Here is a 25,471-nt window from a genome sequence, read left to right on the forward strand (position 1 = left end):
CGCCCGGCGAGCCAGACCGCAGGAACCCTCCGCAACGAACCCGTTCCAACAGAGCGCCATGCACCTTCAGACTTTTGTTTTACGTACCGGCGCCGCAGCGTTGCTTGCCGCGAGCCTCGCGGCCTGCTCCACGGTCGACCTCAACACCCCGTGGCCGGCCCCGGCAGTCAAGCCGCCACCGGTCCAGCAACGCCCGGCAGCCCTGTTCGTCCGCCCCGCGAACGGCGCGACCATCGCCCGCTTCGACGGCGACCGCGTCAAGGGCATCGACATCGCCGGCAACCTAGGCGACCCGGTCGTCGCCTCGGCCGATGGACGCGTGGTGTACGTGGGCGGCGAACTGCCGGCCTACGGCAACATGGTCATCGTGAAACATAACGAGACCTTCCTTACCGCCTACGCGCACGTGCAGACCATCCTCGTGAAGGAAAACGCGGTGGTGCGCCAGGGCGACAAGATCGCCGAAATGGGCCGCAGCAACGCCGACCGCGTGAAGCTGCGCTTCGAGATCCGCAAGAACGGCACGGCCGTCGACCCGGAGCCGTACCTCAGCGGACGGTTGCAGCAGTAGCCTCCCCGCAGCAGCCCGTCTGCTGGCGCTGCGTCCATGAAAAAGCCCCCTCGCGGGGGCTTTCGGCTTTGAGGGGCGACCCCGGTCCTCAGTTCTGGTCGCGAAGCGCCAGTTCGCGCCAGTTGGCGTCGTACGTGCTGACGTACATGTTCCTGTAGACGATCAAACCCTGCGCCGGCAGGTTGAACGTCTTCGATGCCGTGCCCGCGGCCGACGGAGCTACATCGGCACGGTCCTGCACGCTGGCAGATGGGCCGGACACCAGGCTCAGGAAGAACTCCGCGGCGAAGCCGGGGTTCAGGTCCGTTGCGCTGACGGCGAAGTCGCTGCCTCCTGAGTAGGACGCGAAGGCTGGCGTGGTCGAGAAGCCCGGGTAAGTTGCGGCCGCCGCCTCCGCCAGCGTCATCGGCCGGCCATGGAAGCGGTGCTTGTAGACGATGTCGAAGCCACTGAACTTGGCCACCGTCGAGCCGTCGCTTTCGTAGGCCGTGAAGGTGTACTCGGGCGTGGCTGGAATCGCCGCGATCGCGCTGTCGCTCAGGCCGGCGGTCGACAGGCCGCTGCAGTTCGACGTCAGGTAGTAATAGTTGTTGTTGGGGGAACCCTGGATCGGCCAATCGCCGCCGCCCGAAGGACGCATGTGGCGCAAGCCGCCCGCGGGCAGCCCCGGCCCAGTAACGACGACCGAGGCAACGTTGCCGCTGTTGCCGGTGTTCGTGTCCTGGATCGCGAACTGCAGCGAACTGCTCACGCAACCCGTCGCCTTCTCCTTGGTGGAGTGGATGTGCGGGTTGATGTCCAGCACGCGCCCGTCGCCGCGCAGGCGCCACGTGCCGTCAGTGCCCTTGACGATCTGCATGCCCTGGTTGTTGCTGAAGGCGACGCCGTTCTTGTCCTTGTGCGTGAATTCGACATACGCGCGCGGGCTCGTGTTGTTCGCGTCGATGGTGTAGTTGATCCGCTGGATGACCACGTCCGTGAAGCTCGCGCCCACGAGGCTGGGGTCCGACGCCGCGTCGCCGGCGAACTGCGCCGCGTTCAGGTCGGAGGACCGGAAGCCGTAGGTTCCGGTGGCGGGATTGCTGCCGTCGGTCATCAGGGGCAGCAGTTCGGCCGGCGCGGGCAGTCCGTTCGCGAACTTGCCCACGAAGTCCGACAGCACCTTGCGAATCAGCGTGATGTCGTCCGCCGCGGTGCCCATGCCATCGCCGCTCAGCGGCGTCGTTGAGGTCTCGGCGGCCGCCTTCACGGCCAGATCGTCGGCAATCTGCTGCTGCGTGACGATGTTCGTGATGGTCGCCACGTTGGTGGCCGGGTCCACGCTCACGCGCAGCACATCGAGTGCCTTGTCCAGCGCGCTCGACAGCGGCGTGAAGGCGGTGCGCAACAGGTCGATGCTCGCATCCACGCCCAGAGCCAGCAGCACCGGCAGCAGCTTGGCCTTCAGGCCGTCGGATTCGGCCTTGAGCTCGTCGGCCGTGAGCGAGGCGAATTCGCCGCCGTCGAAGTACTGCTCGGCCAGCCGGCCCGCGATGTTGGCCACCACCAGGTCGGTCAGTGGCGTGATGTTGATGGTGCCGTTGGCGTCGGCGGCGGTCGCGGCCGAATGGATCACCGTGCGCTCGCCGCCCACCGTGCCTTCGGCGCGAAAGACGAAAGGCGCCGTCATGCCGCTCACGTCGATGTTGTAGTTGCCGTCGACCAGTGCCACGGTCTTGGTCACGCCCTTGGCGTCCTTGACGGTGACGGTACCCACCAGGGGCAGGCCGGAGGCTGCCGTGCCCGAAAACGTAACCGGCGTGGATGTGGCCGGCGGGTCGCTGGCCGGCGGGTTGCCGCCGCCCGCAGCCGGGAAGCCGGCGAACCCGCCGCCACCGCCGCCCCCACCCCCGCCGCAGGCTGCGAGCGAGATCAGGAGCGCCACTGCGCATGCGGAACGCGTCGTCTTGAAGAAGAGCGGGCTGGAAGCCTCGGGGGTCGCGAAGTTTGTTTTCATGGATGGTTTTTCAGGTGAAAGGGCAAACAAAAGAATCAACTCGTAACACGAGCGTTGCGATTCTTCTGTGCCCCTGCCTTCCTCACCATCCTCTGTTTTGAGGATGCGGTCCCGTGGCGGCTAGAGCAGGCTCTCGGGTACCAGCGGCGCCAGCAGCTCCAGCTTCCAGCGCGACCAGAAGTCCGTTTCGGGCTCCTGGTGCAGGATGGTGTCGGCCGCGTCCCCCGAGGCCGGGCTCACCCACTCGATGGCGCCCGTCGGCCCCAGTTGCAGCTGGTAGGCGCCGTCCAGCCGGAGAAAGCCGATCAGGCTGGTGAGCTGCTGCGCAATCTGCGGGCTGAAGATGAAGATGCCGACCTCGGTGTTGTGCAGCATCGAGCGCGGGTCGAAGTTCATCGAGCCGATGAACACGATCTTGCGGTCGACCACCGCCGACTTGCCATGCAGCCGCCCGCTGGCCGAGCCGTACATGCCGAAGCGCTTGGTCTGCTCCACCCGCTTGGGGCTCAGCTCGTACAGCTCCACGCCCAGGCGCAGCATTTCGGGGCGGTAGCGGCGGTAGCCGATGTGCACCAGTGACTCGTCGGTGGCCGCCAGCGAATTGGTGACGATGGTGTAGGCCACGCCGTTGCCGCGCACGAGGCGGATCGTCTCCATGCCGCCGCGGCCCGGAATCAGGTAGGGCGTGGTCTGCATGACCTCGTTCTCGGCGCCGCGCACGTAGCGCCGCACGTTGTAGAGCACGCTGTCCTTCGACTCGTCGGCGGGCGGGCCTCGGGCTTCTTCGGTCGGCCCGAGCGCCTTGGCCGGCGGGTCGGCATACGCCTCGGCGCGGGCCCACACCAGCTTCAGCGCGCCCGCGTCCAGGTCCTTGGCCAGCGGGTTGTTGCCCAGCAGGTCGGTGGAATCGGGCTCTTCGGGGTGCAGCTGGTCGGGGCCGGTGGTCAGCCGGTCGAAGCGCTCGCGCAGTTGCTGCGGTGTTTCGCCGGTGGGCGGCACCAGCGACTCGATGGGGTACACGTACGGGCTGTTCCAGTACATGTCGAACAGCGACGACAGCTTGGGCACCACGGCGCCTGCCACCAGCGTGTCGATGTCGATGAAGTTCGAGCCTCCGTCGCGCAGGAAGTACTCGTTGGCCATATTGCGCCCGCCCATCACACCGATGGTGTTGTCCACCACGTAGAGCTTGTTGTGCATGCGGCGGTGCACGCGGTCGAAGTCGAGGATCGACCAGGCCCAGCGCGTGCCGAAGCGGCCACGCCCCGCGGGGAACGGGTTGAAGAGCCGCACCTCGACGTTCGGATGCGAGGCAAAACTGGCGAAGAGCGGGTCGGCACCGGCGGTGTAGAGATCGTCCACCAGCAGCCGCACGCGCACGCCGCGGTCGGCCGCGTCGCGCAGGGCGCGCAGCAGGTAGCGGCCGGTCTCGTCGTTCTGCACGAGGTAGTACTGCACGTCGATGGAGCGCTGCGCGCGGCGCGCGAGTTCGATGCGCGCGTGCAGCGAGAACTGCGGCATCGGCAGCAGCCTGAACCCGCTCAGCGGCTCGCCGGGCGGAGCAGCCGCCTTCACGAGGCGACCGAGCGTGGTGTCCGCGCCGTCGGTGATTGCGACGGAGGGTTTGCGCTGCACGTCGACGGGCAGTCCGGCGCAGCCGGCCATGCACAGCGCGACGATGCCGAGCAGCAGCCACGACAGCCACCGGGCGCGCGGTCTGTCAGCAGCCCGACAAGGAGAGTTCGGCATTGGAACGACGAGGCGTGGGTTGGAGCGTGGATCGAAAGGCTCGCGGTTTCTACCACGCGCCTGCCGACCTTGCCGCGCCGCCGCGCGCGTTCAGTTCAATGCTCGCGCGCCGGCCCCCATTGCCTGACGAAGTGGTCTGCCCGCAGCGTTGCCCGCTCGATCGCCGCGTCCCATGTCAGCTGCTGGGTAATCACCAGGGCGCAGCGCGGAATGCCGCGCAGACTCAACTCGCAAATGCCGGCATAGGTGCCGCTCGGCGTGCGCATGAGCTCGAACCAACCCGTCCAGCCTTCTGGCACGCTGAGGGGAAGTCGAGCGCTGTCCATGATGAGCACACCGTATTCCTTTTATTACGCAGTTACAAGAATTTAAACCCTAAGCACTACTTATGGCTGGGGAGCAGAGGCTAAGTGCAACACCGCCAAACGACATCACCTGAACATGGGAGCTCCGGCGAATTGGGGCCGAGGCGGCTTTTCGGCAAAGATCGAGGGGCATGAACTCAACAACGAGCTCCCGGAATTCCAGCGGCGGCGGATCCGCCACCCTTTCACTGTTCGACGACCCGCCGCGCGAGGCGCGCGAACCACTCGGCCCGGGCGCCTTCGTGCTGCCCGGTTTCGCCCTGCCCTTCGTCGACGCGCTCCTGCCGGCCATCGAAGGGCTGGCAGAGCGCGCGCCCTTCCGCCACCTCGTCACACCGGGCGGTTTCACCATGTCCGTTGCGCTGACCAACTGCGGTGCGCTCGGCTGGACCAGCGACCGGCGCGGCTACCGCTACAGCGCCACCGACCCCGACAGCGGCAAGCCCTGGCCCGCCATGCCCGAGCCGTTCACGCGACTGGCGCGCGAGGCAGCCTCGGCGGCCGGCTTCGACGGCTTCGCGCCCGACGCCTGCCTCGTCAACCGCTACACGCCGGGCGCGCGGCTGTCGCTGCACCAGGACAAGGACGAGCACGACTACGGCGCGCCCATCGTCTCGGTGTCGCTCGGCATGCTCGCGGTCTTTCTGTTCGGCGGACATGCGCGCGGCGACAAGACGGTGCGCGTACCGCTGGTGCACGGCGACGTCGTGGTCTGGGGCGGCGAAGACCGGCTGCGCTACCACGGCGTGCTGCCCCTGAAAGACGAGCCGCACCCGCTGCTGGGCGCGACGCGCATCAACCTCACATTCCGCAAGGCGGGCTGACACGCATGCAGGCCAGCGACAAGACGGACAAGAAGATCGGCCCCGGCAACGCCATCCGCGAGCTCTATGCCGCCCTGTGGCACTTTGCGGAAGGCGCGCGCGGACAGCTGCTGGCGGCCACTGCGCTGCTTGCAGCTTCGCAGCTGATCCGCCTCACGCTGCCGTACCTCGCGGGACAGGCCATCAACGCACTGCAGCGCGGCGAGCTGAACACAGCCGGCCACTGGATCGCGGCACTGGTCGGGGTGGCCGTTGGCGCATGGGTGCTGCACGGCCCGGGCCGCATTCTCGAACGCAACGTCGGCGTGAAGGTGCGCGAGACACTCGCCGACCAGCTGTACGCACGCATCGCAGCCGCACCTCTCGCCTGGCACGATGACCACCACTCCGGCGAGCTGCAACACCGCGTGCATCAGGCCGGCCGCGCGCTGTCGGACTTCGCGCAAAACCAGTTCATCTGGCTCACCAACGCCGTCAACTTCGTCGGCCCGCTGGTCGCGCTGGCGCTGCTGTCGCGCACCAGTGGCGTGACGGCGCTCGCGGGGTATGTGCTGATCGGCCTCGTCATCGTGCGCATCGACCGCGCGCTGATGAAACTGGCGCGCGCCGAGAACGATGCCGATCGGCGCTATGTGGCTGTGCTGCTCGACTTCCTGGGCAATGCCTCGACCGTGATCGGCCTGCGCCTGCAGGGTGCCTCAAGGCTGCTGCTGCGGCGACGCATGGCCGCGATCTCGCTGCCGCTGAAGCGCACCGTGGTCCTCAACGAAGGCAAGTGGTTCGCCGTCGACCTCATGGGGCTGGCGCTGACCTGGGGGCTGGTGGTGGTCTACGTGTGGCAGGCACGTGCGCCCGGACAGGCCGTGATGCTGGGCGCGGTGTTCATGATTTATCAATACGCGCAGCAGGCGGCCGGCGTCGTGACTTCGGTGGCCGCCAACTTCAGTTTCTTTGCGCGCATGCACACGGACTACAGCAGCGCCGAGCCGATCTGGCAGGCGCCATCGGGAAACGAAGCGATGGCCACGCCGCCCGAGCAGGTACCCGAGCGAGAGCGGATAGAGGCCGATGCGCCGTGGCGGCAGTTGAGCATCCAGGCGCTGCAATGGCGCTACGCGCCGCGCGGTGCTTCGGCCGAAGAAGAACCCGGGGTTGCCGAACCCGTGCGGAGTGGCCTGCACGACGTGATGCTGACACTGCGCCGCGGCGAACGCGTCGCCCTCGTCGGCCCGAGCGGAGGCGGCAAGAGCACCCTGCTGCGCGTGCTGGCCGGGCTCTATCCGCCTGACGGCGGCACGCTGCTGCTCGACGGCCAGCCGGTCGACTGGGCACAACTGCGCCGGCTCGCCACGCTGATCCCGCAGGAGACAGAACTGTTCGAAGCCAGCGTGCGCGAGAACCTCGCCTTCGGACAGCCGCGCGACGACACGCTCCTGCAGGCCGCGCTGCACACGAGCACTTTTGACGAAGTGCTGAAGGCGAACCACGGCGACCTCGACACGGCCGTGTCGGAGCGGGGCTTCAATCTTTCAGGCGGGCAGAGGCAGCGGCTGTGCCTTGCGCGCGGCGTGCTCGCGGCGCAAGGCAGCTCACTGCTGCTGCTCGACGAGCCGACCAGCGCGCTCGATGCCAGCACAGAAGCCCGCGTGCTCGGGCGCATTGCGGATGCGTTTCCGGATGCTTGCTTGATTGCGTCGGTCCATCGGCTGAGTCTGCTCGAGCGGTTCGACACTGTGGTGCTGATGGAGGCTGGGCATGTGCTTGACCATGGGCCGTGCGAGGCGGTGTTGGCGAGGCAGCCATTGCTGCGGCGGATGACTACGGCTACCGCCCACTAAACGGAGCGCACCTCGACAACTCGCAGGAGTGCGAAGAAGCGTCCGTCACCACAGCCTTGCTTTGGTTTGCACAAGCGTATCGACACACTGCGCCAACGCCTTGGCGCGTTCCTCGCGAATGCGCTGCCAGTTGTCGGCCCGCCAGGCGGCCCAATCTGCCGGCTCGGAACGATAGGAGCAATTGGCAGGAATTGGCGGAAGGCCGAACCGCAGGCTCGCCAAGGCCAGCCCGGCGCTGAACTGCAGGCGATACAACTCGTCGGTGCCCGACAGATTCTCATAGACCAGTCGCCACACGCCAGGATTGATCGGTGCATCGGCCTCGGCCGGCAACTGCGCCGCAGACTCCATGTCTTCACGCGTCCATCCGCTTTCGCGACGGCCGCGCTCCAGTTCAGCCCACGCCCGGGCAGCATAGACGCGGGTGGCGACCTCACCGAGCGCTTCGGGCAAATCCTTCAAGCCCGGATTGGTGGCCCATGGTTGGCCCACGAGTTCCGGGATCGGATCACCGACCAGATCATCTTTGGAAAAGCCCTGCACTGTACCGATTACAGGCCTCCCCACGATGGCCGACGCACCCACGCGAAGCGCCACCTGCGCGGCAACGGCATTACCCGTGTGATCGCGGCGCACCACTCGCAACGGCTCGAAGTCTTCGGGATAGGACTTGCCACGCAAACGCACCTGCGTTTTGCCCACAGGCACGATGCCATCGGGCGCCGCATAGCTGCTCAGGGCAGGCGCCGAGGCGGCCGCTTCGCCTGGCTGGCTCGCCGTCAGCGGTGGTTGGGTCACGCATGCGGACAACAGGAGCGCGATGCCCAGCCCTGCGAATCGCGTGGCAACAACTTTCACGCGCGCCTCTTCCTTCGTTGCTCTCACTGGAATCTCCCTCTGATTAAAAACTTGCGTTGAGATTGAAACCCAACGTCACCTTCGCAGTGCGATAGCCCTCCGGCTTGCTGATTGGCGCGCCGACGAAGAAGTCGTAGCTCAGCTTGCTCCACTGGCCGCGCACGCCGATGACTGCGCCGGCAAGGCTGCGGCCCAGAAGATCAATCGTCGAACGCCCGCCAACATGGCCGTAGTCCATGCCTGCATACAACTCCGCCCCGCTCTGCCCCATGGCCCAGCCGATGTCGTTGCGGATGAGCCAGCCGCGCTCACCCAGCAGACTTGTCTCTCCATCGAAGCCGCGCACCGTGTAGCGCCCGCCAATAGCGAAGCGGTCTTGCGGGGTCAGCGGTGTGCGGTTCCACTGGGCGCGGATCAGGCCGGAATAGCGCAGCTTCTGCTCGCCGAGCTTGAACGGGGCATTGAGGGTGACGTCGGCGGTATAGAGCTTCAGGCGCGAGGTGCCCTCGCCAAACTCTTCTTCCGGTGCGACGCGCGAGCCGAAGCCACCGGTGCCGCGCTTGTAGGCCAGCGTGCCTTCGAGCGTCGCCTCGCCGATGAACTCCTTGTGGTTCAGGCTGAACTCCCAGCCGCCGACCACGCGGTGCTGCACCTCGACCTCGGTGTCGTCCACGAAGTTGCGCGACTCGCGGCGCCAGCCCTTGACGGCCACCGTGGTCTTGCGGCTCTGGTCGCGGTAGAGCAGGCGCGAGAGCTTGACCTCCGCGTTGTTGGACTTGCCGGCGTAGACGTAGTCCTGGTTCAGGCCGGCCACGCTCTGGTGGTACTGGCTGTTGGAGGCGGTGAAGCCCAGGAGCCAGTAGCCGTAGGGCAGCGAGTAGTGAACGGTCTGGCCTTCGGTACCCTTGGCCGGGTCGCTGAAGACGTGGTTGTTGATGTTGTGGTTGGCGCTGACGTAGAACAGGTCGTTCAGGCCGAAGGGGTTGTCCAGGGACAGGGTGGCGCCAGACTGGTAGCGGCCTGTGGCTTCGGTGCCGCTGTCGTCGAGGCTCAATGCAATACGCCACTTCTTGGATTGGACGTACTTGACGACGAGGTCGCTGTCGCCGGGCTTGGCATTGGGGGCGGTCGAAGGTTCGATCTGGATGTCGGCCTCAGCCGTGGGGGCGCGCTTGAGGTTCTCCAGGCCTTGTTCGATGTCGCGCAGGTTCAGGAGCTCGCCCGAGCGCACGGGAATGGCCGTGGCTAGCAAGGCGGAGTTGCCGAGCAGCGTAGGCGAAGAATCGGGCGTTGTCCGAATGGCTGCGATGCGGCCGGGCACCAGCGAGAGGGTCAGCGTGCCAGTCGACAGGTCCTGCGGCGCAGCCAGCACGCGGGTGGTGATGTAGCCACGTGCGATGACAGCTTGCTGCGCACGCGCCAGCACCACGTTGACGCCGGTTGTGCCGAGGCAGCGGCCGATCGGAGAATCATTGCCCTCAAGACCGGACAGATCCGCGACAGCCCATTGGAAAGATTCCGACTGTTCGCCAACGAGCAGCACGCGGTCGATGCGAAAGCACGGGGACCCGGATTCAGGGATGCGCTGGACCGGAGCTGGCGGTGCAGCCTGCGGACGCTGGTCGACGGTGCGTTCATTCTGCTCGCGCAAGGCGCGTTCGCGCTCTTGCTGGCGTTGTTGTTCAACGAAGGGTTGCGGAGTCGTTGGAGACTGCTGGGCCCAAGCCAATAAGGGGCCGGCAGCCACCGCGGCAATCAATAGATTACGTTTCACGTCAACCCCCGCTTTCTCTTTTATTTTTCTTGGCCGAGGTTTCATTGGCTCAGCCGAGTGCTTTTAGTGATGCAGCGCAGAACAACCGTTGATGACCTTCATTAGAGCGACACGAGAGCACTTGGCGCAGCATCCATGACAAAAGACCAATGCAATTTCATTTTAAATGTTGCTTTTATTAACACTTTCGAAACTCCGAAACTTCACTTATTGAGAAATTGCCGCCTCATACATCAATTCAAGCTGCAAATAAGACGCTTCAAACACCTCATCAAACTCCCCCGCCGGCAAGATCAATTCAAAAACCTCGCTTTCATCACATTCCCCAAAAATTAACCTCTCTTGCTTTGCGTACCCCACAAGAAAAATCCTCCAAGCCCCGAATATATCAACGAGCGGGCATACATCAAGCGAGGCAGGAAGAAAATCCTCTGAAGCATATTGAGCTATTTCATTGCTTCGCTCGCTCAATGCATCCGACATCAATCGAAAGAAAATATTTTTTGGAAGTTTGAAGAGTTTTTCAAAATCACGATGGCCGCGATCTCCTCTTATGTACTTCATTTGAAAGAATACATCGCGCAAAGAAATCCCTGCATCAAAATCACCAATTTGCCTTCCATTGATACAGTAGCAAAATTTTCCAAACATCCACTCTCTTCCCGAGGCTTCATCAAGCTCCAGGAAAATTGCAAATCTTTCTTTTTTCCCAAAATACATCTTCATTTTCCTAATCGCTGAACGATACTGTACGGCACCTTTGACTCTGGCACAGTGCCTGCAAAGTGAACTGTCCCTGCATTGTCTGAGAAATATTGGTAGTACCCGCCCTCTCCCTTCGCATACCAAGTTCCCATGCCTGCGCGTATTGAATTGCTTTGATATGCTGCTTGCGCGTCATTTGGTTCTGGCGTTTTCTTTGGGTTATACAAAGGACTTGAAGTATCGTGTGCCGGATTTGCCTGATAATTTGGCTTGATCCGAGACTCGACGTTCGCGGGATTGTACGGACTACCAGTAAGGATAGGACTCGTATTATCAGACCCATCGCTCGATGATCCATTGCCAGATGAAAAAGTAAAATTGCTCGGAACATATCCAGGCGACACCACGGGGGGCGTAACAACACAAGCCATACCCGCACACACGAAAGTCGGTGGCGTAACAATAGCTCCGCCGGTATTTGGCGTATTTCCGCCTCCATCAATATCCGGCGGCACTTGCGGCGGATTTGCCGCTGCTACTGCAGTACGAAAGTCGCTAACGACCGCAGCTCCAAAATTTTTAGCGCCATTTGCCACGCTTTCTGCGGCCCAGCGTGCCACGTCGATGGTGAGGTCCGCTGCACCATACACGTGATATGCGCCGGTTTTCATGAGATCGGCAATTTCGACGGCGTACTGAGTTCCGCGATTCTGTGACGCGATAAGCTCACCGTATCCATCAGTGGTTGGATCCACCCCTGCGGCACATTTCAAGATTGCACATTGCGCGTCCGCGAGTCTTTTTTGTTTATCCGCCGTTGCGCCTTCCTGCAGTCTGGCAAGCGCTGCTCTCTGAGCAGCGTTCGCCTGTCTGTTGTTCACATCCTGCGAATACCCACTTGCTGCACCTGTGGCTCCTCCCGCAGCCGCCCCAATTCCTGCAGCTACGGCGGCACCCACCGCGTCCTTGATACCTGACGGTAGGCCCGCCGTATAGCTGTCGATCATCGGGGCCGCCAAAGCCGTTGTTGAGGCGCCCAACGCACCATCAACCCCTCCACCCAGGGCTCCAACGATGGTGTGCGCGACTATGCGACCTACGCCACCTTCCTTCCAAGTGTCATAGTTTCCTTGCTCAGCGTTCATGATGCTGTTGGCACCGTCTAGAACCTGCTGAGCCTGTTGCCGTTGTTCTGGCGTCGCATCTGGGTTGTTCAAGACCTGTTGGGCAAGCTGGGCTTGATCTTTGGCAAATTCGTACTTGCGCGTCTGCTGATCAGCGTACGTTCCCACTGCCCTTGAAGCATTCGTATTGAACTCCTGCGTCAACGCGGCCTGAGCCTGCACATTCTTGATGATGTCTTGCGTGTTCCAGTCCTTGATCAAAGTCCCGGCGCTGCTTGCATCGCCAGTCCTTACGCTCTGATCGCCCGCGATGCCACTGATGCCTGATTTGGTGGTGCTGTCCTGATTGTTTCCGGAATAGCTGCCTAGGCCGGCACCACGCCCCGGCGGCACTGCAGCTTGTCCCTCCTTGGGATCCCATGACGGATTCGGATCGCTGGGTGTTGTGTAGCCCAAGCTCACGCTGGCACCGACCGAATAACTGCTGCCACTCGATCTACTCAAGTTCTGCAGATCGGTCATCGTGAGCGCACCGCCCGTGGAGAAGGTGTTCTTGCTGTTGTCGATGGCCGCTTGGGTGCTCTCGATCACGGCACCCGCGAGATTCGTGTTGCCCTTGACGTTCACATCGAACCCACCATCCCCAGCCTTGATGCCCGACTGGGTGTTGGGACTGATGAAAATCCCATCGGCCTTGGCGCCGGCGGCATTGCCGCTGACGGTAGCGACAGCCCCGTAGCAGATTGGTGGAATACACAGGCTGACTCCAAAGCCGCTGCTGGACTGCCGGCTCTGGCCCACGCTCACATCCTGCAAGGTCGCGATGTTCAGGTCGCCCCCAACATCCGCCTTCACACGGTTGCCTGCGATGGTTGCCCCGTTGAGTGTGAGGTTGCGCCCGCTGGAGACGTTCACTGCGTTGCCACCGGAAACCTGGGTGGCGTTGTAGGTGGTCTCGTTCTGGTTGTCGCTGCCTTTACCGTTTTGCACACCCAACTGGATGCTGAAGCCGTTCTGTGCACCAGCACCGAGGGTTACCCCCACACTGCTGCCATGACTTGAGTTCTGCCCCACCGTCAAGCTTGTGTTCTTGCTCGCCTCCAGAAGGATGTCGTTGTCCGCCGCCATGTTGACGGTGTTGCCAGCCGCAATGGTGGAACCCACCGCATGGATGTTGGAGTTGGCGCCTGCACCGGTCGCCACGATGTTGACGTTATTCGCCCCCGTCACGCTGGACCCAATGGCCGTGGTATTGGTTGTGACACTGGTGCCCTGGCTGGTGCTGCGACTCGCGCTCACGCTCACGCCATAGCTCAGCTGCCCCATGCCGCTCAAGTCGGTCAGGCTGGGGCCGCTGCCGCTCAGGGCGCCAGCGAGCGTGCTGCCCGCGCCGTAGGCCTGCTGGCCCGCCATGGCCAGATTTAGCGCACCCAACACCTGCATGCGACCGTTTCCGCTGGTGTCTCCCATCGCCCGCACGGTGCTTTGGGCATTGCGCAGGCTGTCGGTACTCACCCCCATGAAGCTGGCACTGCCGCCCAGCTTGCTGCTGGAGCTGCGCTGCATGCTCACGCTCTGCTCGATGTTATACGCTTCGTTGATGGTGACGTTCTTCGCAAGAATGTTGACGTCGCCGCCTACCTGAGAACCGGCCAACCCCGCAGCCATCACGCTGCTGGCTGTCTGACGATACTCGTTGCCTGCCACCAGGGTCACGTTGCCTGTAAGGCTGGCCACCTGACTGGATTGCTGAGTCGTGCTGATCGTCGCCTGGGCGCCGAAGTCCTTGATATGTCCGAGCCCAGGAGACGACCAAGAGCCGATGAATCCGCTCTTGGCGTTGGCGGCAGAACTGCTGCTGAGTTCCGTGTTCTGAGCGCTCTCGATGGTGAGATTGCGCCCAGCCAGCATCGTGATGTTCCCGTCGGCAACAACAGTCGCTGCTTGCAGGGTGGTATCTCTCCCGCTGATCGTCTGCAGGCTGCCGGCAGAGATGGTGGTGCCGACGGCCTGGGTCTTTATGTCGGCGCTGGCACTGTTCCCCGAGAACTGCCGATTGCCGTAGCCGCCGACTGGACCTCCGGCATCGGAAGCCACCGCCCAAGCTTTGGACAACCCAGTACTGCTGCTGCGCTGCTGGCTGGCATGCAGGTCCTGCGTGGTCCGATTGGCGGTCGTGAGGTTGATGTCACGTCCGGCCGAAAGCCTCATGGCATCCTGCGAACTCAGTAGTGCCGCTTGGGCATTGATGTCGTTGCCCGCGACCAAGGCCACGGTTTTGCCGCTCAGGCTGCTGGACAGCACCTCCGCAGTGCTCGAACTGTCCAAGGTGCTGGAACTGCTCTTCCTAAACAAGCCGTTGGAGGACTTCTGTGAGGCTGCGGCGACGCTTGTTACCTCCTGCCCTGCCGTCAGGTTGATGTCGTTCTTGGCTGTGACAATCAGCGCACCATCTGCGCTGGTTACCGAACCAGCACGAATATTCACGTCATTGCCCGAGACGAGGCTCACACCATCCTGCGCCTGGACGATCGAACCCACTTCCCGGCTCTGCGACGAGATACCTGCAATGTTCTTGTTGGCAAACGAGATGGTGTATCCCTCGGAGATGGTGCCCAGGTTGATGTTGCGATTCGCGCTCAGGGTCGCTGAACCAGCGCTCATCAACGCCGCACCAACGATATTGGCGTCTCGACCAGCCGAAGCTACCAATACCCCTCCGGGGTTGGTCACATAGACACCCGCCACGCGGTCGATGCCGGTCGTGGTCCCAGCGCTCGAGGTCGTGGTCTTTATGTTGATATCGCGTCCGGCAGCGAGGACTACGGCGTCCTGTGCCGTGATACTTCCGCCGATGTTGTTGAGATCGGTGCGAGCGGTCACGCCCACGACTCCGCCTGCGATCCGACCGCCATCGAGGTTGTTGACGTTGTCGGCGGTAATCGACACCAGGGACCGGCCAGCGATGGTGCCCTTGTTCGTCACATCGCCCGTGCTCTTGATGATCGTCGCGTCCGCGCTAAGAAGCGCCCCCGAGCCGTCAATGTCTCCTGGCCGCACCCGCACATACACCTGCGGCACGAGCACCTGCTGGGTGCTGCCGTCTGGCAACGTGACTGTTTGCTCGACAAGCCAGACGATATCGCTGGTCAATTGCGCCATCTGCGCCGCACTCAACGCCACGCCCGGACGAAGCCCGTACTGTTTCGCGAAGGTCGCCCCCGCATTCATCAGGGCCGTGTACTGCTCTTCATCGTCCTTGAATCCATCCAGATAGCGATAGCCGGTCAGGCGGGCAACCTGCTCGCGGATGAGTTGCTGCTCGTAGAAACCATCGCCCAGGCGCTTGAGAGTGTTGTTCGGGTCGACCCCAAAGCTGTTAAGCAGATAGTCGCTGCTGAGCCAGTTGCGGTAGTTCGCGAACCTGGGATCCGTCTCAATCAGGTAGTTGCCTCCGGCCTGAGTACGAAACAGACTCGCTTGCGGCACCGTCAGATTCGGCGTGCTGGTGCGCACCACGGTCGGAACGGTCCGAGTGCTTCCGGCACTCGTTCCTCCGGATGCACCAGCCCCTGTGCCGCCGGTGCCAACGACCGTGCCCACATTGGCCGTCACCTCCACGATGACTCCCGCGCCGGGACCGCCGCTTGCGCCGCTCGCTCCACCCCCAGTCGCACTGCCGGATCCTGTAGCCGCGCTGCCGGCGTTGTAGCCCGTGGTCGCATTGAGGTTCTGCTGATACTTGTAGGCGCCTAATGCGATGCTCTGCGGGGGGAGTACCAGAGGAATGTTGACGGCCTGAACCTGGCCCTGGTTGTTGATCACGCTCGCCAGGCCCGACACATTGACCAAGCCGGTCAACTGGCTGGACTGGTAGTCGTTGGCTGTGATGATGTCACCTGCAAGTACCTGACTGTCCTGGTTGTACAGGCGGCCATTGACCGTCATGTTGCCGCCTGCGATCAGGTGTGCCGGGTCGGCATTGACAGCCGTGTCGGTGACCGTGGTGATGTTGTTGGTCCAGACGCCGTAGCCACCCATGCCGACCAGTTCGCCCGTGTCCTTGCGGTACACGAATCCGTTGACTGAATCGAGGTTGACTTCGTCCATCGTGTACTGCGTCGTCCGACCGACACCACTGCCCACAGGGGTGACGGGCGCTATTCCGACCACGACGCTCGAGACCGAAGTGGGTGTGCCCAACTGGATATGCACGTCGCGGTTGTTGACCTGTGCCATCGAGATGGACATGTCGCCCAGCGACTGAATGTCCGCGCTCAGGTTATCGAGTGTGCCGCCCTGGCCGGTGGCCCTGCGGTTTGCGTCGAGCGAGCCGCCGATAGCCATGTTTCCGCCGCTGAAGATCAGGGCATGCTCGCGGTTTGTGAGCTTGCTCACGCCTATGTCCAGATTACCGCGCGAAGCTATGGTCGCGGCCGTCGTCGTGCCATTGACGGTTTCGGTGTCGTTTACCAATGTCCCCGCACTGATCGAAATGGCGTTGCCGTAGATGCGACCTGTGCCGATGTTGTTCAGCGCACTCGTATTGACCTGGGTGCGGCCTTGGCTGTCGATCAAGCCGCGGTTGTTCAACGTGCCGGCATTGATGATGGTGTTCATTCCCGACATCTCGCCCGTGGCGGTGTTGTCGACCACATTGCCGTTGACCGCCAAGGTATTGCCCGCAAGCAGCTTGGCGTTGTTGGTCAGATGGCCGGTGGTGCCGTAGGTGAGATTGCCGCTGACGCTGATATCGCGGTTGTTGTCGATGTCTTGGGTCAGCGCGACGGACAAATCCTTGCCAGTCGCAAAGCTCCCGTCGTTGCTGAATTTTGCGGCATCGATCTGGAGACTGTTCGTGGCCGTCAAGGTGCCGCCGGTGTTCAACAGGTTGAGCTTCTTGGCGCCCGGATTCCCTGCGTTCGGATCGACGATCTTGAGGGTGTCTCCCGCCGACAGAAGACCGCTCGTAGAGTTGTCAACGGTGCCACCGCTTGTCACCGTGAGGTTCTGCGCGGCGCGAATGGCCCCGGCCTTGTTCCCAAGACCCCCGGCATTGATCGTGACGTTCGTTCCCTCGATACCCTGATTCGTGCCGCTGGTGTTGGCGTTGTCGATGCTCGCCGCATTCAGCGTCGTGGTGTCGCTGGAGCGCAGCAGCCCTCCTGCATTCTGGATCGCGCCGGCATTGATCGTCAGGGCTCCGACTGCCTGGGTCTCACCGCCGCTGTTGTTGTAGCTTGCGCCGCTGGTGTTGATCGTCACCGCGGCCTGTCCGATGACCTTTCCACTGGTGGTGTTGGAGAAGCCCTGCGCACCCTTTGTCGTGGCGGTGAGCGTTCCCTTGGCGCCGATGAATCCCTCGTTGTTTTTGATGGAGCCTGCATTGAGCGTCAGGGTGTCGGCGCTCGTGATGCCGCCCTGGCCATTGGTGTAGCCGGCGGCATTGGTGTTGGTGAGCACCTGGCTGTTGGTATCGATGACCAGCGCAGCGCCTGCCTGGATGAGACCGGTGTCGTTGTTCAGAGCCCCGGACTTCACGTCGACGGTGGTGTTCGCAGCGATGGTCCCCTTGGCGCTGTTGTCCAACGCTCCACCGTGGGTGTCGATGCTCAGGCTGTTGCCGAAGACCTTGCCGCCCGCACTGCTCAAGCCACCATTGCTCAACGTCGTAACGCCGCCGGCTTGCAAGGTTCCGCCTGTGTTGGTGGTGGCGCCTGTGGTTGTGACGTTTAGATCGCCGCTGACGGCCGCCGTCGTACCTGCACTGTTGTCCAGGCTGACCGCTGTCAGGGTGGTGTTACCGTTAGCTGCGAGCGTGCCGCCCAGGTTCGTCGCTGTGCCCGAGACCGTTGCGTTCAGGTTGCCGACGGCGCTCAAGCTACCTGTGTCGTTCTTGAGGCCACCGGCCGAGACGCTGGTATTCCCGCCTGAAGAGATCTTGCCCGCTGCAGAGTTGTCGAGTTGCCTGGCAACGGTGAGGTTCAGATCGGAGGAGTTCGCAGCCTGCAGCTTGCCGCCCTGATTGGTCATCGAGTCTGCGTTGGCGGCAACGGCGCCATTGCTTGCGATGGTTCCCCCATTGTTGGAAAGAGCACCGCCGACGTTGAGCGTCGTAGTACCGGTGCCGGCCTGCACGATGCTGCCTCGGCTCCGGTTGCTCAGCGAGCCGGCAGTGATGTCGATCTGCTTTGCGTAGGTGGTGCCGCCGTCCTGATTGAACGCGCCGGACAGATTGACAGCCAATGCGCCATTGCCAGTGATCGCGCCACCCGCACCGTTGAAGCTGCCCCCCGCGATGGTCAGCGTACCGGTGCCGGCGTGGTCGATCGTGCCGACCGTGTTCGTGATGGATGCAGCCTGAAGAGTCAGATCCTGACCATTGGTCGCGATGTGCGAGTTCGAGTTGTCGATGCTGCCGCTGACGGCGAGGACGGTCGCGCCGGTGCCGGCCTGCACGATCTCGCCGTCGTTGGTGTTGGCGATGTTCGAGGCGTTGATTTGCAGTTGGGCCGCGTTGAGTTTGCCGGTGTTGTTCACCAGCGTCTGGCCGGGCTGCGCATTGGCCGTGACGGCGAGCGTGCCGGGGGTGGCGACGGTGGCGCCGCTGGTAGTCACGTTGCCCTGTGTGGCCGTGATTGCGATGTTGGATGCGCCCGTCTGGCTACCAGAGAGGTCGACGGAAGCGCCCTTGAACGTGGCGTTGCCACCTGCGACGTTGGTGCCGGTAGAGGCCAGAGCTTGGCTGGCCGTGACGCTCATGTCGCCGGTGCTCTGCAAATTGCCGCTGCTGCCGTCTAGGCTGCCGGTCTGGATCGCAAGCGTCCCGCCGCTGGCAATATGGCCCCCGGTGTTCAGCAGTTGCTGACCAACGGTGAGCTGCACATTGCTGCCTGCTGAAGAGATGTTGCCCTGACTGTTGTTCAGGGACCGGCTGGTGACATTGAGATTCTGGTTCGAGGCCAGCGTGCCGGAGGTGTTCTGGATTGCGTCAGCGACGTTGGCGATCAGAGCACCCGTAGCCGAGATGGTGCCGCGTGTGTTGTCGGCATTGCCACCCACTGTCAGATTGGCATCGGACGCGCTCGTGAGCGTGCCGTCGGCGTTGAGCAGATCGCCTGTGGTAGTAATGCTCAAACTGCCCGCATTGAGCTTGCCTCCAGTGTTGTCGAACCTGTCGACGTTCGCGCCGAAGCTCTGGCTGACATTGAGCGTACCGCCCGCATTGCTGAAGCTCGGACCTGCGACGACCATCGTCGCAACATTGAGCGAGCCGCCTGCATTGTTGATCTGCGGCGTGTTGAGCGTGATGGGGCCACCCGCGTAGATCTTGCCGCCGTCATTGGAGATGGTGCCACCGGCAGTGATGACGCCTGGCGCGGGAGGTGTGTACGTCGTCGGAGTGGACGTTCCACCGGTGCTGGTGCCGCCAACATCCGTTGTCGATGGCGTCGCCGTGCCTCCGCCGCTGCTTGGCGTCGAGGTCCCAGGGGTTGCCGTGCCACCACCGCTTGTGCTGGCGCTCGCGGGTTCGGCGCCGATCACCCCGCCGTCGGTGTTGCTCAAGACCGGCGAGGCAATGGTCAGACCTGCCGAGCTGGCCTGACGGATCGTGCCGCCACGGTTGGAGATATCGCCAGGTGTGGTCAGTTCAACGCGTTGGCCTTCCAGCGTGCCGATGTTCTCGAGGCGACCTGCTGCAGTAACGACAAGTCCCCCAGCACCAGCGCCGATGCTGCCCGCGTTGCGTACGCCCAGGCCAGCTTCGCTCCCGATCAAGACGATCTTGTTCGCATACATGCCACCCAACGCCGCAACGTCGAGCGCAAAGGTCGGAGCAGCACCAGTGCCTGACGTCGGCGTGACCTGGCTGTGATCAGCGCTGATCTCGTTCGCACCAGTCACCACCTTGAGCTCACTCGCCCAGATACCAGCATTGACCTGCACGGCACGCGCCAGGATGGCCGCGTAGTCTGTCTTGCTCGCATCGAGCCCCGCACCATCGATGGTGACGGTGCCGCCGCGCACGAGGAAGCTATCAAGCCCCCCGATCGCGTTGAACTGCGGTGTTCCGGTGGTGAGCGTAGCCCGCGAGGCGTTGATGAAGCCGCCGCCGTCCACGCTGATGCCGGCCGGGTTCGCAATGATCACTTCGGCGCGCTGGCCACCCACTTCGATGTACCCGCGAAGTTGGCTCGGCGAGCCGCCGTTGACTTCATTCAGGATGATGCGCGCCGGCCCCGTTGCGAGGTAAGGATTGCCTTGAACGAACCCGCCCAGTTGGGTCTGCACATTCACCCGGCTGTTGTTCAGGATGGCGCCGTTCGCACCAACGTTGAACTGGTTGTAGACGTTGCGCGAAACGCCTGCGGCCGAAGGTGTCTGGATGTTGACCAGCGGCACGCCGTTGGGCGCCACCAGTACGGTTGGGCGAAGGTTGCCGGAAACGTTGGGTGCGCCGGCAATCTGCGCATGAACCGGTCCTGCAGCCAGAGCGCCAGCAATCACCGCGCCAAGCAACGCGACGCCGGAAGTAGAAGTGGCCTTGCTTGCCCCCTTGCCCGTGCTGGTGGCCGTTTCCTGGACCACCATACGCATACCTCTGGCCGCATTGAAGACAACGCGGTGCAAGTGCCGATTCATGTTTTACGCCCCTGAAATCTCTGTTAATTAGCAACACTTTTGTGTCGAAACACGTATTGCGGGCGCGATTATGGGATAGCGTTACATCTCAGCAAGGCATTTAGTCACGATTTGTAATAACACGTCGAAATTTTTCGGCCGATGTAATGCATATGAATTACTCGAAATGCGCTGCCACCGCATGCCAATGAATTTGCGCACGATGCCCGGCGTTTGCCCCGCCTTCGCGCAACAGCCGTCGCCGCTGACCTACAGACAAGACTCCCCCGCCGCGCCATGGTGAAACCCATGACACACCCCATCGAACTCACCATTGAAGAACCGTTGCCGGGCGCCTTTGTCTGGCAGTTGCTCGAAACCGACGACAAGGGCACGCACCCGCGCGTGTTGCGCAAGGCGTATGACGCTGTGGAGAGCTATGAACTGGCGCTATCCGCAGGCCAGCGCGCGCTGCAAAGCGAGATCCGTCACCGCGCGCCTGCCGGGCACGGTTGATTGATCGAATCGCTCACGGCGCCGTCAAGCCTTGCCGGCTCAGGCGTGCAGCGCGAAGTCGTCGATCGTGAGCGTGATGGACCGATGCGACCCGGCTTGGTAGCGCGCGATGGCCACGGGCTCTATGACGTGAAAGTGCTGCCGGCACGTTTCCAGCAGATGGTCGCCGACCTCGCGGGCGCCGAATTCGTCGTGCAGGGTTTCCTCGGAAATCTGCGCGATGACGCGGGGGCCGCCAGGGCCTTCGGGGTAGAAGGCAAATCGCACGCTCGCGGTGTCGAAACAATAGATGCCTTCGAAGTTCATCTCTCTTGTCTCCTTGTGAAGCGCGGCGATTGGGCGCGCGCGCAGCAGCGGCAAAGAGTAGAAAAATTCGCATGCGCGTGCAGGAAATGTCCTACAGACAACAAGGAGAGAACTTGTATCCGGAAACGGCTTCGGCTTCCATTGCGCAGCGCCGATCCGGCGAAGATCGGGGCTTCCAGATTTCCTGTTCCCGGAGCCTTTCCGGAGCACCCGACTCGATGACCGAAACGATCACGCGCCCTGCCCGGCTCCGCCGCCGCGCAGCCGCATCCGGCCTCGCCGCCGCGCTGCTTTTGTTGGGAGCCTGTAGCGGCCCCACCGAAGCCCAGCGCCTGGCAACCGCCAGCACGCCGCCGCCCACCGACTGCACCGCCTGGGTCGGCACCGACCGCAACGCCATGATGGGCGGCTACCTGCTGCCGCAGGGCCAGAAGAACAGCAAAGGCACCGGCGCCAAGGTCTGCGTGCCGGTGCTGATGACGGCCAACCCTACGCCTTCCGGCTATGCGGGCGGCGACTATCACATCGCCGAGTTCACCGACGACAAGCTCAAGGCCCGTTGGCGCACCTGCAAGGAAGACCCGGCATGCTTCAAGCGCATCGACGCGCAGATGCAGCGCTGGCTGCCGCCCAACAAGGAGCGCGCCACGCGCTCGACCGGCGTGGTCGACCCCTCCGGCAAGATCGATCCGGACGGCCAGGTCGACCTGAAGCAGATCCGCCGGCCCGCCTTCTTCGCCAAGGCGCCGTACCGCGAAAGCATCGCCGGGGCCGACGCCCGCACCTACGTGGTCGAGTTCACCGCGCCGCGCGACACCTTCGAGCGCATCGACCTGAAGATGACCGGCAACATCAAGCTGCGTGGCTGGTACATCGAGGGCGCGGGCGTGGACGGCGGCAAGGGCAAGAAAGTGCGTGCGCTGGTCATCATGGCGCCGGGCGGCGGCGGGCAGCTCACGGCCATCCAGCACCCCGACGAGGCCTCGTACCACATCGACGAGAAGACCGGCAAGACCGTTCCCATCAACTTTCCCAACGCGACCACCGAGACCATGGGCCAGCGCTGGTGGCGCGAGAACCTGTATGCGCTCAACCAAGCCGGCTTCGACGTGCTGGCCTACGACCGGCGCGGCGAAGGCCTGTCGGGCGGCTTCAGCGACACCAACACGCTGGAGCAAGGCGAAGACGTGTTCCGCGCGCTCACGGCGCTGGAAACCGGGCGCGGGCTGCGCATCCTCACGCCCCAGGGCCAAGTGCTCGAAGGCGAAGCCACCCGGGGCAAGCTGCTCGCTGGCATGCCATCGAGCGAGATTCCGCTGGTGCTCGGCGGCTACTCGCGCGGCTCGATGTCCACCGCCTGGGCCATGACGAGGAACTACGTGGCCCAGTGCAGCTTCGACATGCCCGAGCCCAACTGCACGCCGCCCAAGGGCTTGCGGAACATCCGCGGCGCGATATTGCTGTCGTCGTTCGCCAGCGGCGCGGGCTATGTGGGCGACTCGCCCGACCTGGCCGACCGCAATCTGTTCCTGGGTGGCATGGCGGCCGATCACCACATCGTGTTCTATCCGAACTCCTCCACGCTCGCGGGCATGGACCGCTGGCCCGCCGCCTTCTTCGGCAAGGGCCTGTGGGACCGCGCGGAAACGCTCGAAGGCACCGTGGCCGCCTACAACCGCATCCGCGGCGTGAAAGAGATCGTGCTGGCGCGCGGGCCGCACTCCATCGAAACCTGGCCCGCGTCCGACCAGGCCTATCTGCGCGAGCGCATGGTGGTGTTCGCGAAGGCGCTGATCGTCGGCGGGCGCACCATCCCGGGCGCGCGGCCGTGGAAGGACTTCAAGTCGCTGGTGGCGACCACGCCCGACTCGTGGGAACCGTCGTCGCGGCCAAAGCCGCCCTGAGCGACGAGCCGATCAGTACTTGCGCGGGTTGTCCGGCCGACGGTCATAGCGATCGGGCACGCCGTCGCCATCGCTGTCGCGGTTGCGTTCATAGCGGTCAGGAATGCCGTTGTGGTCGCGGTCACGATTGCGGCGGTGGTTGTCGTGGCCGCAGCCGGCCGCAAGGCTGGCGACTGCAAGCAGAAGAATGAGGTGCTTCAAGCTGTGTTCCCCGTGCTGTCGGTGTAGTTCTTGGGAGCAACAGTGTCCGGGCGGCTGCTGAAGAATCGCTGAGCCTCTGCTGAAGACTTCATGAACGCCGGGCTCTGAAACGATGGCCCGGCCGCCTTCCCGCGCCCGGGTTGAAAACCTCCGGCACGCCGCCATCTCTTCTGGGATCTGGCGACTGAAAAGAGGTGCTCCATGGGCGCGCGCGACGAATTCATTCTTGACTCCTACTCGGCCACCGTCACGCAGGTGGCGCACACCGCCAGCGCGGCGGTCGCCCACATCAAGGTCCGAAAGCAGGCGCAGCGCGGCGGCGCAAGCGGCCAGGGCAGCGGCTCCGGCTTTCTCTTCACGCCCGATGGCTTCACGCTCACCAATGCCCACGTGGTCGAGGGCGCAAACGAGTTGCGCGCCGCATTCGCCGACGGCACCGAAAGCGTCGCGCGCCTGGTCGGGCTCGATGCCTCGACCGACATCGCGGTGCTGCGCATCGAGTCGCACCCGAGCACCTTCCTGCCGTTGGGCAGTTCCGCCGCGCTGCAGCCCGGCCAGTTGGCCGTGGCGGTCGGCAACCCGCTGGGCTTCGACTTCACCGTGACCGCCGGCATCGTGAGCGCGCTGGGCCGCAGCCTGCCCGCGCGTGGCGGCCGGATGATCGAGGACGTGATCCAGACCGACGTGGCCCTCAACCCCGGCAACTCGGGCGGCCCGCTGCTCGACAGCGCGGCGCAGGTCATCGGTGTGAACACGGCGGTGATCCCTTCGGCGCAAGGCCTGAGCTTCGCGGTGGCTATCGACACCGCACGCTGGGTGGCCGGCGAGCTGATGCGTCATGGCGCGGTGCGCCGCGGCAAGCTGGGCGTGCAATGCGCGGCCGTGGCATTGCCCAGGCGCTGGGTGCGCGAGAACGAATGGCCCGTGGCCACCGGGGTGCGCGTGGTCGAGGTGGTGGCGGGCTCGGCCGCCGCGCGCGACGGGCTGCGCAGCGGCGACATCCTCATTGGCTGCGACGGAGTGCCGCTGGCCCAGCTGTCCGACCTGCTCAAGCGGCTTGCAGGCGAAGGCTATGGGCGCCCGCTGCTGCTCAAGCTCCTGCGGCCCGTGGCCGGGACGCTCACGCCGTTTTACCTGACGGTAACGCCGGCAGGCTGACCCCCTCGCCCCCCTCTTGCCGGCGCAACGACAATAGGCGCCTGCAGTGAAGCACCTGTCCAGGAGAAAACCTTGTCCACCGTCACCATCACCCCTCAAGTCAACGCCAGCAACGAAGCCCCCTTCGTCCTCTTCGGCGGCGTCAACGTTCTCGAATCGAAGGACCTCGCCCTGCGCAGCGCCGAGGAGTACGTGCGCGTCACGCAGAAACTGGGCATTCCCTACGTCTTCAAGGGCAGCTTCGACAAGGCCAACCGCTCCTCCATCCATTCCTACCGCGGTCCCGGCCTTGACGAAGGCCTGAAGATCCTGCAGGCCGTGAAAGACGCCTTCGGCGTACCCGTGCTGACCGACGTGCACGAAACCGCGCAGGCGGCACCAGTCGCGGAAGTGGTCGATGTGCTCCAGCTGCCCGCCTTCCTCGCGCGCCAGACCGACCTCGTCGTGGCGCTGGCCAAGACGGGCCGCATCATCAACATCAAGAAGCCGCAGTTCCTCAGCCCCTCGCAGATGCTCAACATCGTCGAGAAGTTCAAGGAAGCCGGCAACGACAAGCTCATTCTGTGCGACCGCGGCACCTGCTTCGGCTACGACAACCTCGTGGTCGACATGCTGGGCTTCGGCGTGATGAAGAAGGTCACGCAGAACCTGCCCATCATCTTCGACGTGACCCATGCGCTGCAGCAGCGCGAAGCCGGTGCCGCCGCATCGGGCGGCCGCCGCGAGCAGGTGGCCGACCTGGCGCGCGCCGGCATGGCCGTGGGCCTGGCCGGCCTCTTTCTCGAAGCCCATCCTGATCCGGCACAGGCCAAGTGCGACGGCCCCAGCGCGCTGCCGCTGGACAAGCTGGAGCCGTTCCTGACGCAGATCAAAGCGCTGGACGATCTGGTCAAGTCGTTCGCGCCCCTGAAGATCTGAAGCAGGGGCCCGAGGGCCCGGCGCGGCTCCATCTGTGGGCCA

At 63.8% G+C, this 25,471-nt stretch carries 16 protein-coding genes; 7 read left to right on the forward strand and 9 right to left on the reverse strand.

Going from position 1 to position 25,471, the window contains the following annotated elements; all coding sequences use genetic code 11:
* Positions 1–58: 58 nt before the first annotated feature.
* The gene (locus NWF24_RS19635; RefSeq protein WP_309148838.1) at positions 59–571 is read left to right on the forward strand and encodes a murein hydrolase activator EnvC family protein; all 513 of its coding nucleotides are present in this window, start codon (positions 59–61) and stop codon (positions 569–571) included.
* A gap of 88 nt (positions 572–659) precedes the next feature.
* On the opposite strand, the gene NWF24_RS19640 is transcribed toward NWF24_RS19635, so the two are convergent.
* The 3 genes from NWF24_RS19640 to NWF24_RS19650 form a co-directional block, all read right to left on the reverse strand.
* A complete protein-coding gene (locus NWF24_RS19640) occupies positions 660–2,567 on the reverse strand; it encodes a hypothetical protein (protein ID WP_258349980.1) in 1,908 nt (635 codons plus the stop codon).
* Between the two features lie 120 nt (positions 2,568–2,687).
* Positions 2,688–4,316, reverse strand: coding sequence for a phospholipase D family protein (locus NWF24_RS19645; protein ID WP_258349981.1), 1,629 nt, complete (start codon positions 4,314–4,316; stop codon positions 2,688–2,690).
* 95 nt (positions 4,317–4,411) lie between these two features.
* Positions 4,412–4,642, reverse strand: a complete 231-nt coding sequence (locus NWF24_RS19650; RefSeq protein WP_093080462.1) for a hypothetical protein — start codon at positions 4,640–4,642, stop codon at positions 4,412–4,414.
* 170 nt (positions 4,643–4,812) lie between these two features.
* Between NWF24_RS19650 and alkB the strand changes: the two genes are divergently transcribed.
* Both alkB and NWF24_RS19660 read left to right on the forward strand, forming a co-directional pair.
* Positions 4,813–5,505 carry a DNA oxidative demethylase AlkB gene (gene alkB / locus NWF24_RS19655; RefSeq protein ID WP_258349982.1) on the forward strand — a complete coding sequence of 231 codons (693 nt, stop codon included), beginning with the start codon at positions 4,813–4,815 and terminating at the stop codon, positions 5,503–5,505.
* A 5-nt stretch (positions 5,506–5,510) separates the two neighbouring features.
* On the forward strand, positions 5,511–7,343 hold the full coding sequence (locus NWF24_RS19660; protein WP_258349983.1) for an ABC transporter ATP-binding protein: 1,833 nt from the start codon (positions 5,511–5,513) through the stop codon (positions 7,341–7,343).
* A gap of 45 nt (positions 7,344–7,388) precedes the next feature.
* Here NWF24_RS19660 and NWF24_RS19665 read toward each other — a convergent pair whose 3' ends face one another.
* The 4 genes from NWF24_RS19665 to NWF24_RS19680 all read right to left on the reverse strand — a co-directional run bounded on the left by NWF24_RS19665 (position 7,389) and on the right by NWF24_RS19680 (position 20,447).
* Complete coding sequence (locus NWF24_RS19665; RefSeq protein ID WP_258349984.1) at positions 7,389–8,201, reverse strand: hypothetical protein; 813 nt, start codon at positions 8,199–8,201, stop codon at positions 7,389–7,391.
* 43 nt (positions 8,202–8,244) lie between these two features.
* A complete protein-coding gene (locus NWF24_RS19670; protein WP_375338395.1) occupies positions 8,245–10,020 on the reverse strand; it encodes a ShlB/FhaC/HecB family hemolysin secretion/activation protein in 1,776 nt (591 codons plus the stop codon).
* 162 nt (positions 10,021–10,182) lie between these two features.
* Positions 10,183–10,701 (reverse strand): immunity 42 family protein, encoded by a 519-nt coding sequence (locus tag NWF24_RS19675; protein WP_258349985.1) that lies wholly within the window; start codon positions 10,699–10,701, stop codon positions 10,183–10,185.
* Positions 10,698–20,447 (reverse strand): two-partner secretion domain-containing protein, encoded by a 9,750-nt coding sequence (locus tag NWF24_RS19680; RefSeq protein WP_258349986.1) that lies wholly within the window; start codon positions 20,445–20,447, stop codon positions 10,698–10,700. Before NWF24_RS19680 ends, NWF24_RS19675 begins: the two co-directional genes overlap by 4 nt.
* A gap of 288 nt (positions 20,448–20,735) precedes the next feature.
* Here NWF24_RS19680 and NWF24_RS19685 point away from each other — a divergent pair, with 288 nt between their 5' ends.
* Positions 20,736–20,942, forward strand: coding sequence for a hypothetical protein (locus tag NWF24_RS19685; protein ID WP_093052689.1), 207 nt, complete (start codon positions 20,736–20,738; stop codon positions 20,940–20,942).
* 39 nt (positions 20,943–20,981) lie between these two features.
* On the opposite strand, the gene NWF24_RS19690 is transcribed toward NWF24_RS19685, so the two are convergent.
* Positions 20,982–21,248 carry a hypothetical protein gene (locus NWF24_RS19690; RefSeq protein ID WP_258349987.1) on the reverse strand — a complete coding sequence of 89 codons (267 nt, stop codon included), beginning with the start codon at positions 21,246–21,248 and terminating at the stop codon, positions 20,982–20,984.
* A 218-nt stretch (positions 21,249–21,466) separates the two neighbouring features.
* Here NWF24_RS19690 and NWF24_RS19695 point away from each other — a divergent pair, with 218 nt between their 5' ends.
* Positions 21,467–23,152: a lysophospholipase gene (locus tag NWF24_RS19695; protein ID WP_258349988.1), complete on the forward strand. Its 1,686-nt coding sequence runs from the start codon at positions 21,467–21,469 to the stop codon at positions 23,150–23,152.
* A gap of 12 nt (positions 23,153–23,164) precedes the next feature.
* Here the strand turns inward: NWF24_RS19695 and NWF24_RS19700 are convergent, their stop codons facing one another.
* On the reverse strand, positions 23,165–23,353 hold the full coding sequence (locus tag NWF24_RS19700) for a hypothetical protein (RefSeq protein ID WP_093052698.1): 189 nt from the start codon (positions 23,351–23,353) through the stop codon (positions 23,165–23,167).
* Positions 23,354–23,554: 201 nt separating this feature from the next.
* Here NWF24_RS19700 and NWF24_RS19705 point away from each other — a divergent pair, with 201 nt between their 5' ends.
* On the forward strand, positions 23,555–24,511 hold the full coding sequence (locus tag NWF24_RS19705) for a S1C family serine protease (protein WP_258349989.1): 957 nt from the start codon (positions 23,555–23,557) through the stop codon (positions 24,509–24,511).
* 72 nt (positions 24,512–24,583) lie between these two features.
* Complete coding sequence (gene kdsA / locus NWF24_RS19710; RefSeq protein WP_093052704.1) at positions 24,584–25,429, forward strand: 3-deoxy-8-phosphooctulonate synthase; 846 nt, start codon at positions 24,584–24,586, stop codon at positions 25,427–25,429.
* Positions 25,430–25,471 lie beyond the last annotated feature (42 nt).

The sequence above is a fragment of the Variovorax paradoxus genome (assembly GCF_024734665.1).
GTDB lineage: Bacteria > Pseudomonadota > Gammaproteobacteria > Burkholderiales > Burkholderiaceae_C > Variovorax.

Bases quoted from the DNA above. Each gene is read 5' to 3' on its own strand.
- NWF24_RS19645 (WP_258349981.1), bottom strand. From the start codon at position 4,316: ATGCCGAACTCTCCTTGTCGGGCTGCTGACAGACCGCGCGCCCGGTGG.
- NWF24_RS19640 (WP_258349980.1), bottom strand. From the start codon at position 2,567: ATGAAAACAAACTTCGCGACCCCCGAGGCTTCCAGCCCGCTCTTCTTC.
- NWF24_RS19650 (WP_093080462.1), bottom strand. From the start codon at position 4,642: ATGGACAGCGCTCGACTTCCCCTCAGCGTGCCAGAAGGCTGGACGGGT.
- alkB (WP_258349982.1), top strand. From the start codon at position 4,813: ATGAACTCAACAACGAGCTCCCGGAATTCCAGCGGCGGCGGATCCGCC.
- NWF24_RS19670 (WP_375338395.1), bottom strand. From the start codon at position 10,020: ATGAAACCTCGGCCAAGAAAAATAAAAGAGAAAGCGGGGGTTGACGTG.
- NWF24_RS19695 (WP_258349988.1), top strand. From the start codon at position 21,467: ATGACCGAAACGATCACGCGCCCTGCCCGGCTCCGCCGCCGCGCAGCC.
- NWF24_RS19635 (WP_309148838.1), top strand. From the start codon at position 59: ATGCACCTTCAGACTTTTGTTTTACGTACCGGCGCCGCAGCGTTGCTT.
- NWF24_RS19680 (WP_258349986.1), bottom strand. From the start codon at position 20,447: ATGAATCGGCACTTGCACCGCGTTGTCTTCAATGCGGCCAGAGGTATG.
- NWF24_RS19660 (WP_258349983.1), top strand. From the start codon at position 5,511: ATGCAGGCCAGCGACAAGACGGACAAGAAGATCGGCCCCGGCAACGCC.
- NWF24_RS19675 (WP_258349985.1), bottom strand. From the start codon at position 10,701: ATGAAGATGTATTTTGGGAAAAAAGAAAGATTTGCAATTTTCCTGGAG.
- NWF24_RS19685 (WP_093052689.1), top strand. From the start codon at position 20,736: ATGACACACCCCATCGAACTCACCATTGAAGAACCGTTGCCGGGCGCC.
- NWF24_RS19705 (WP_258349989.1), top strand. From the start codon at position 23,555: ATGGGCGCGCGCGACGAATTCATTCTTGACTCCTACTCGGCCACCGTC.
- NWF24_RS19690 (WP_258349987.1), bottom strand. From the start codon at position 21,248: ATGAACTTCGAAGGCATCTATTGTTTCGACACCGCGAGCGTGCGATTT.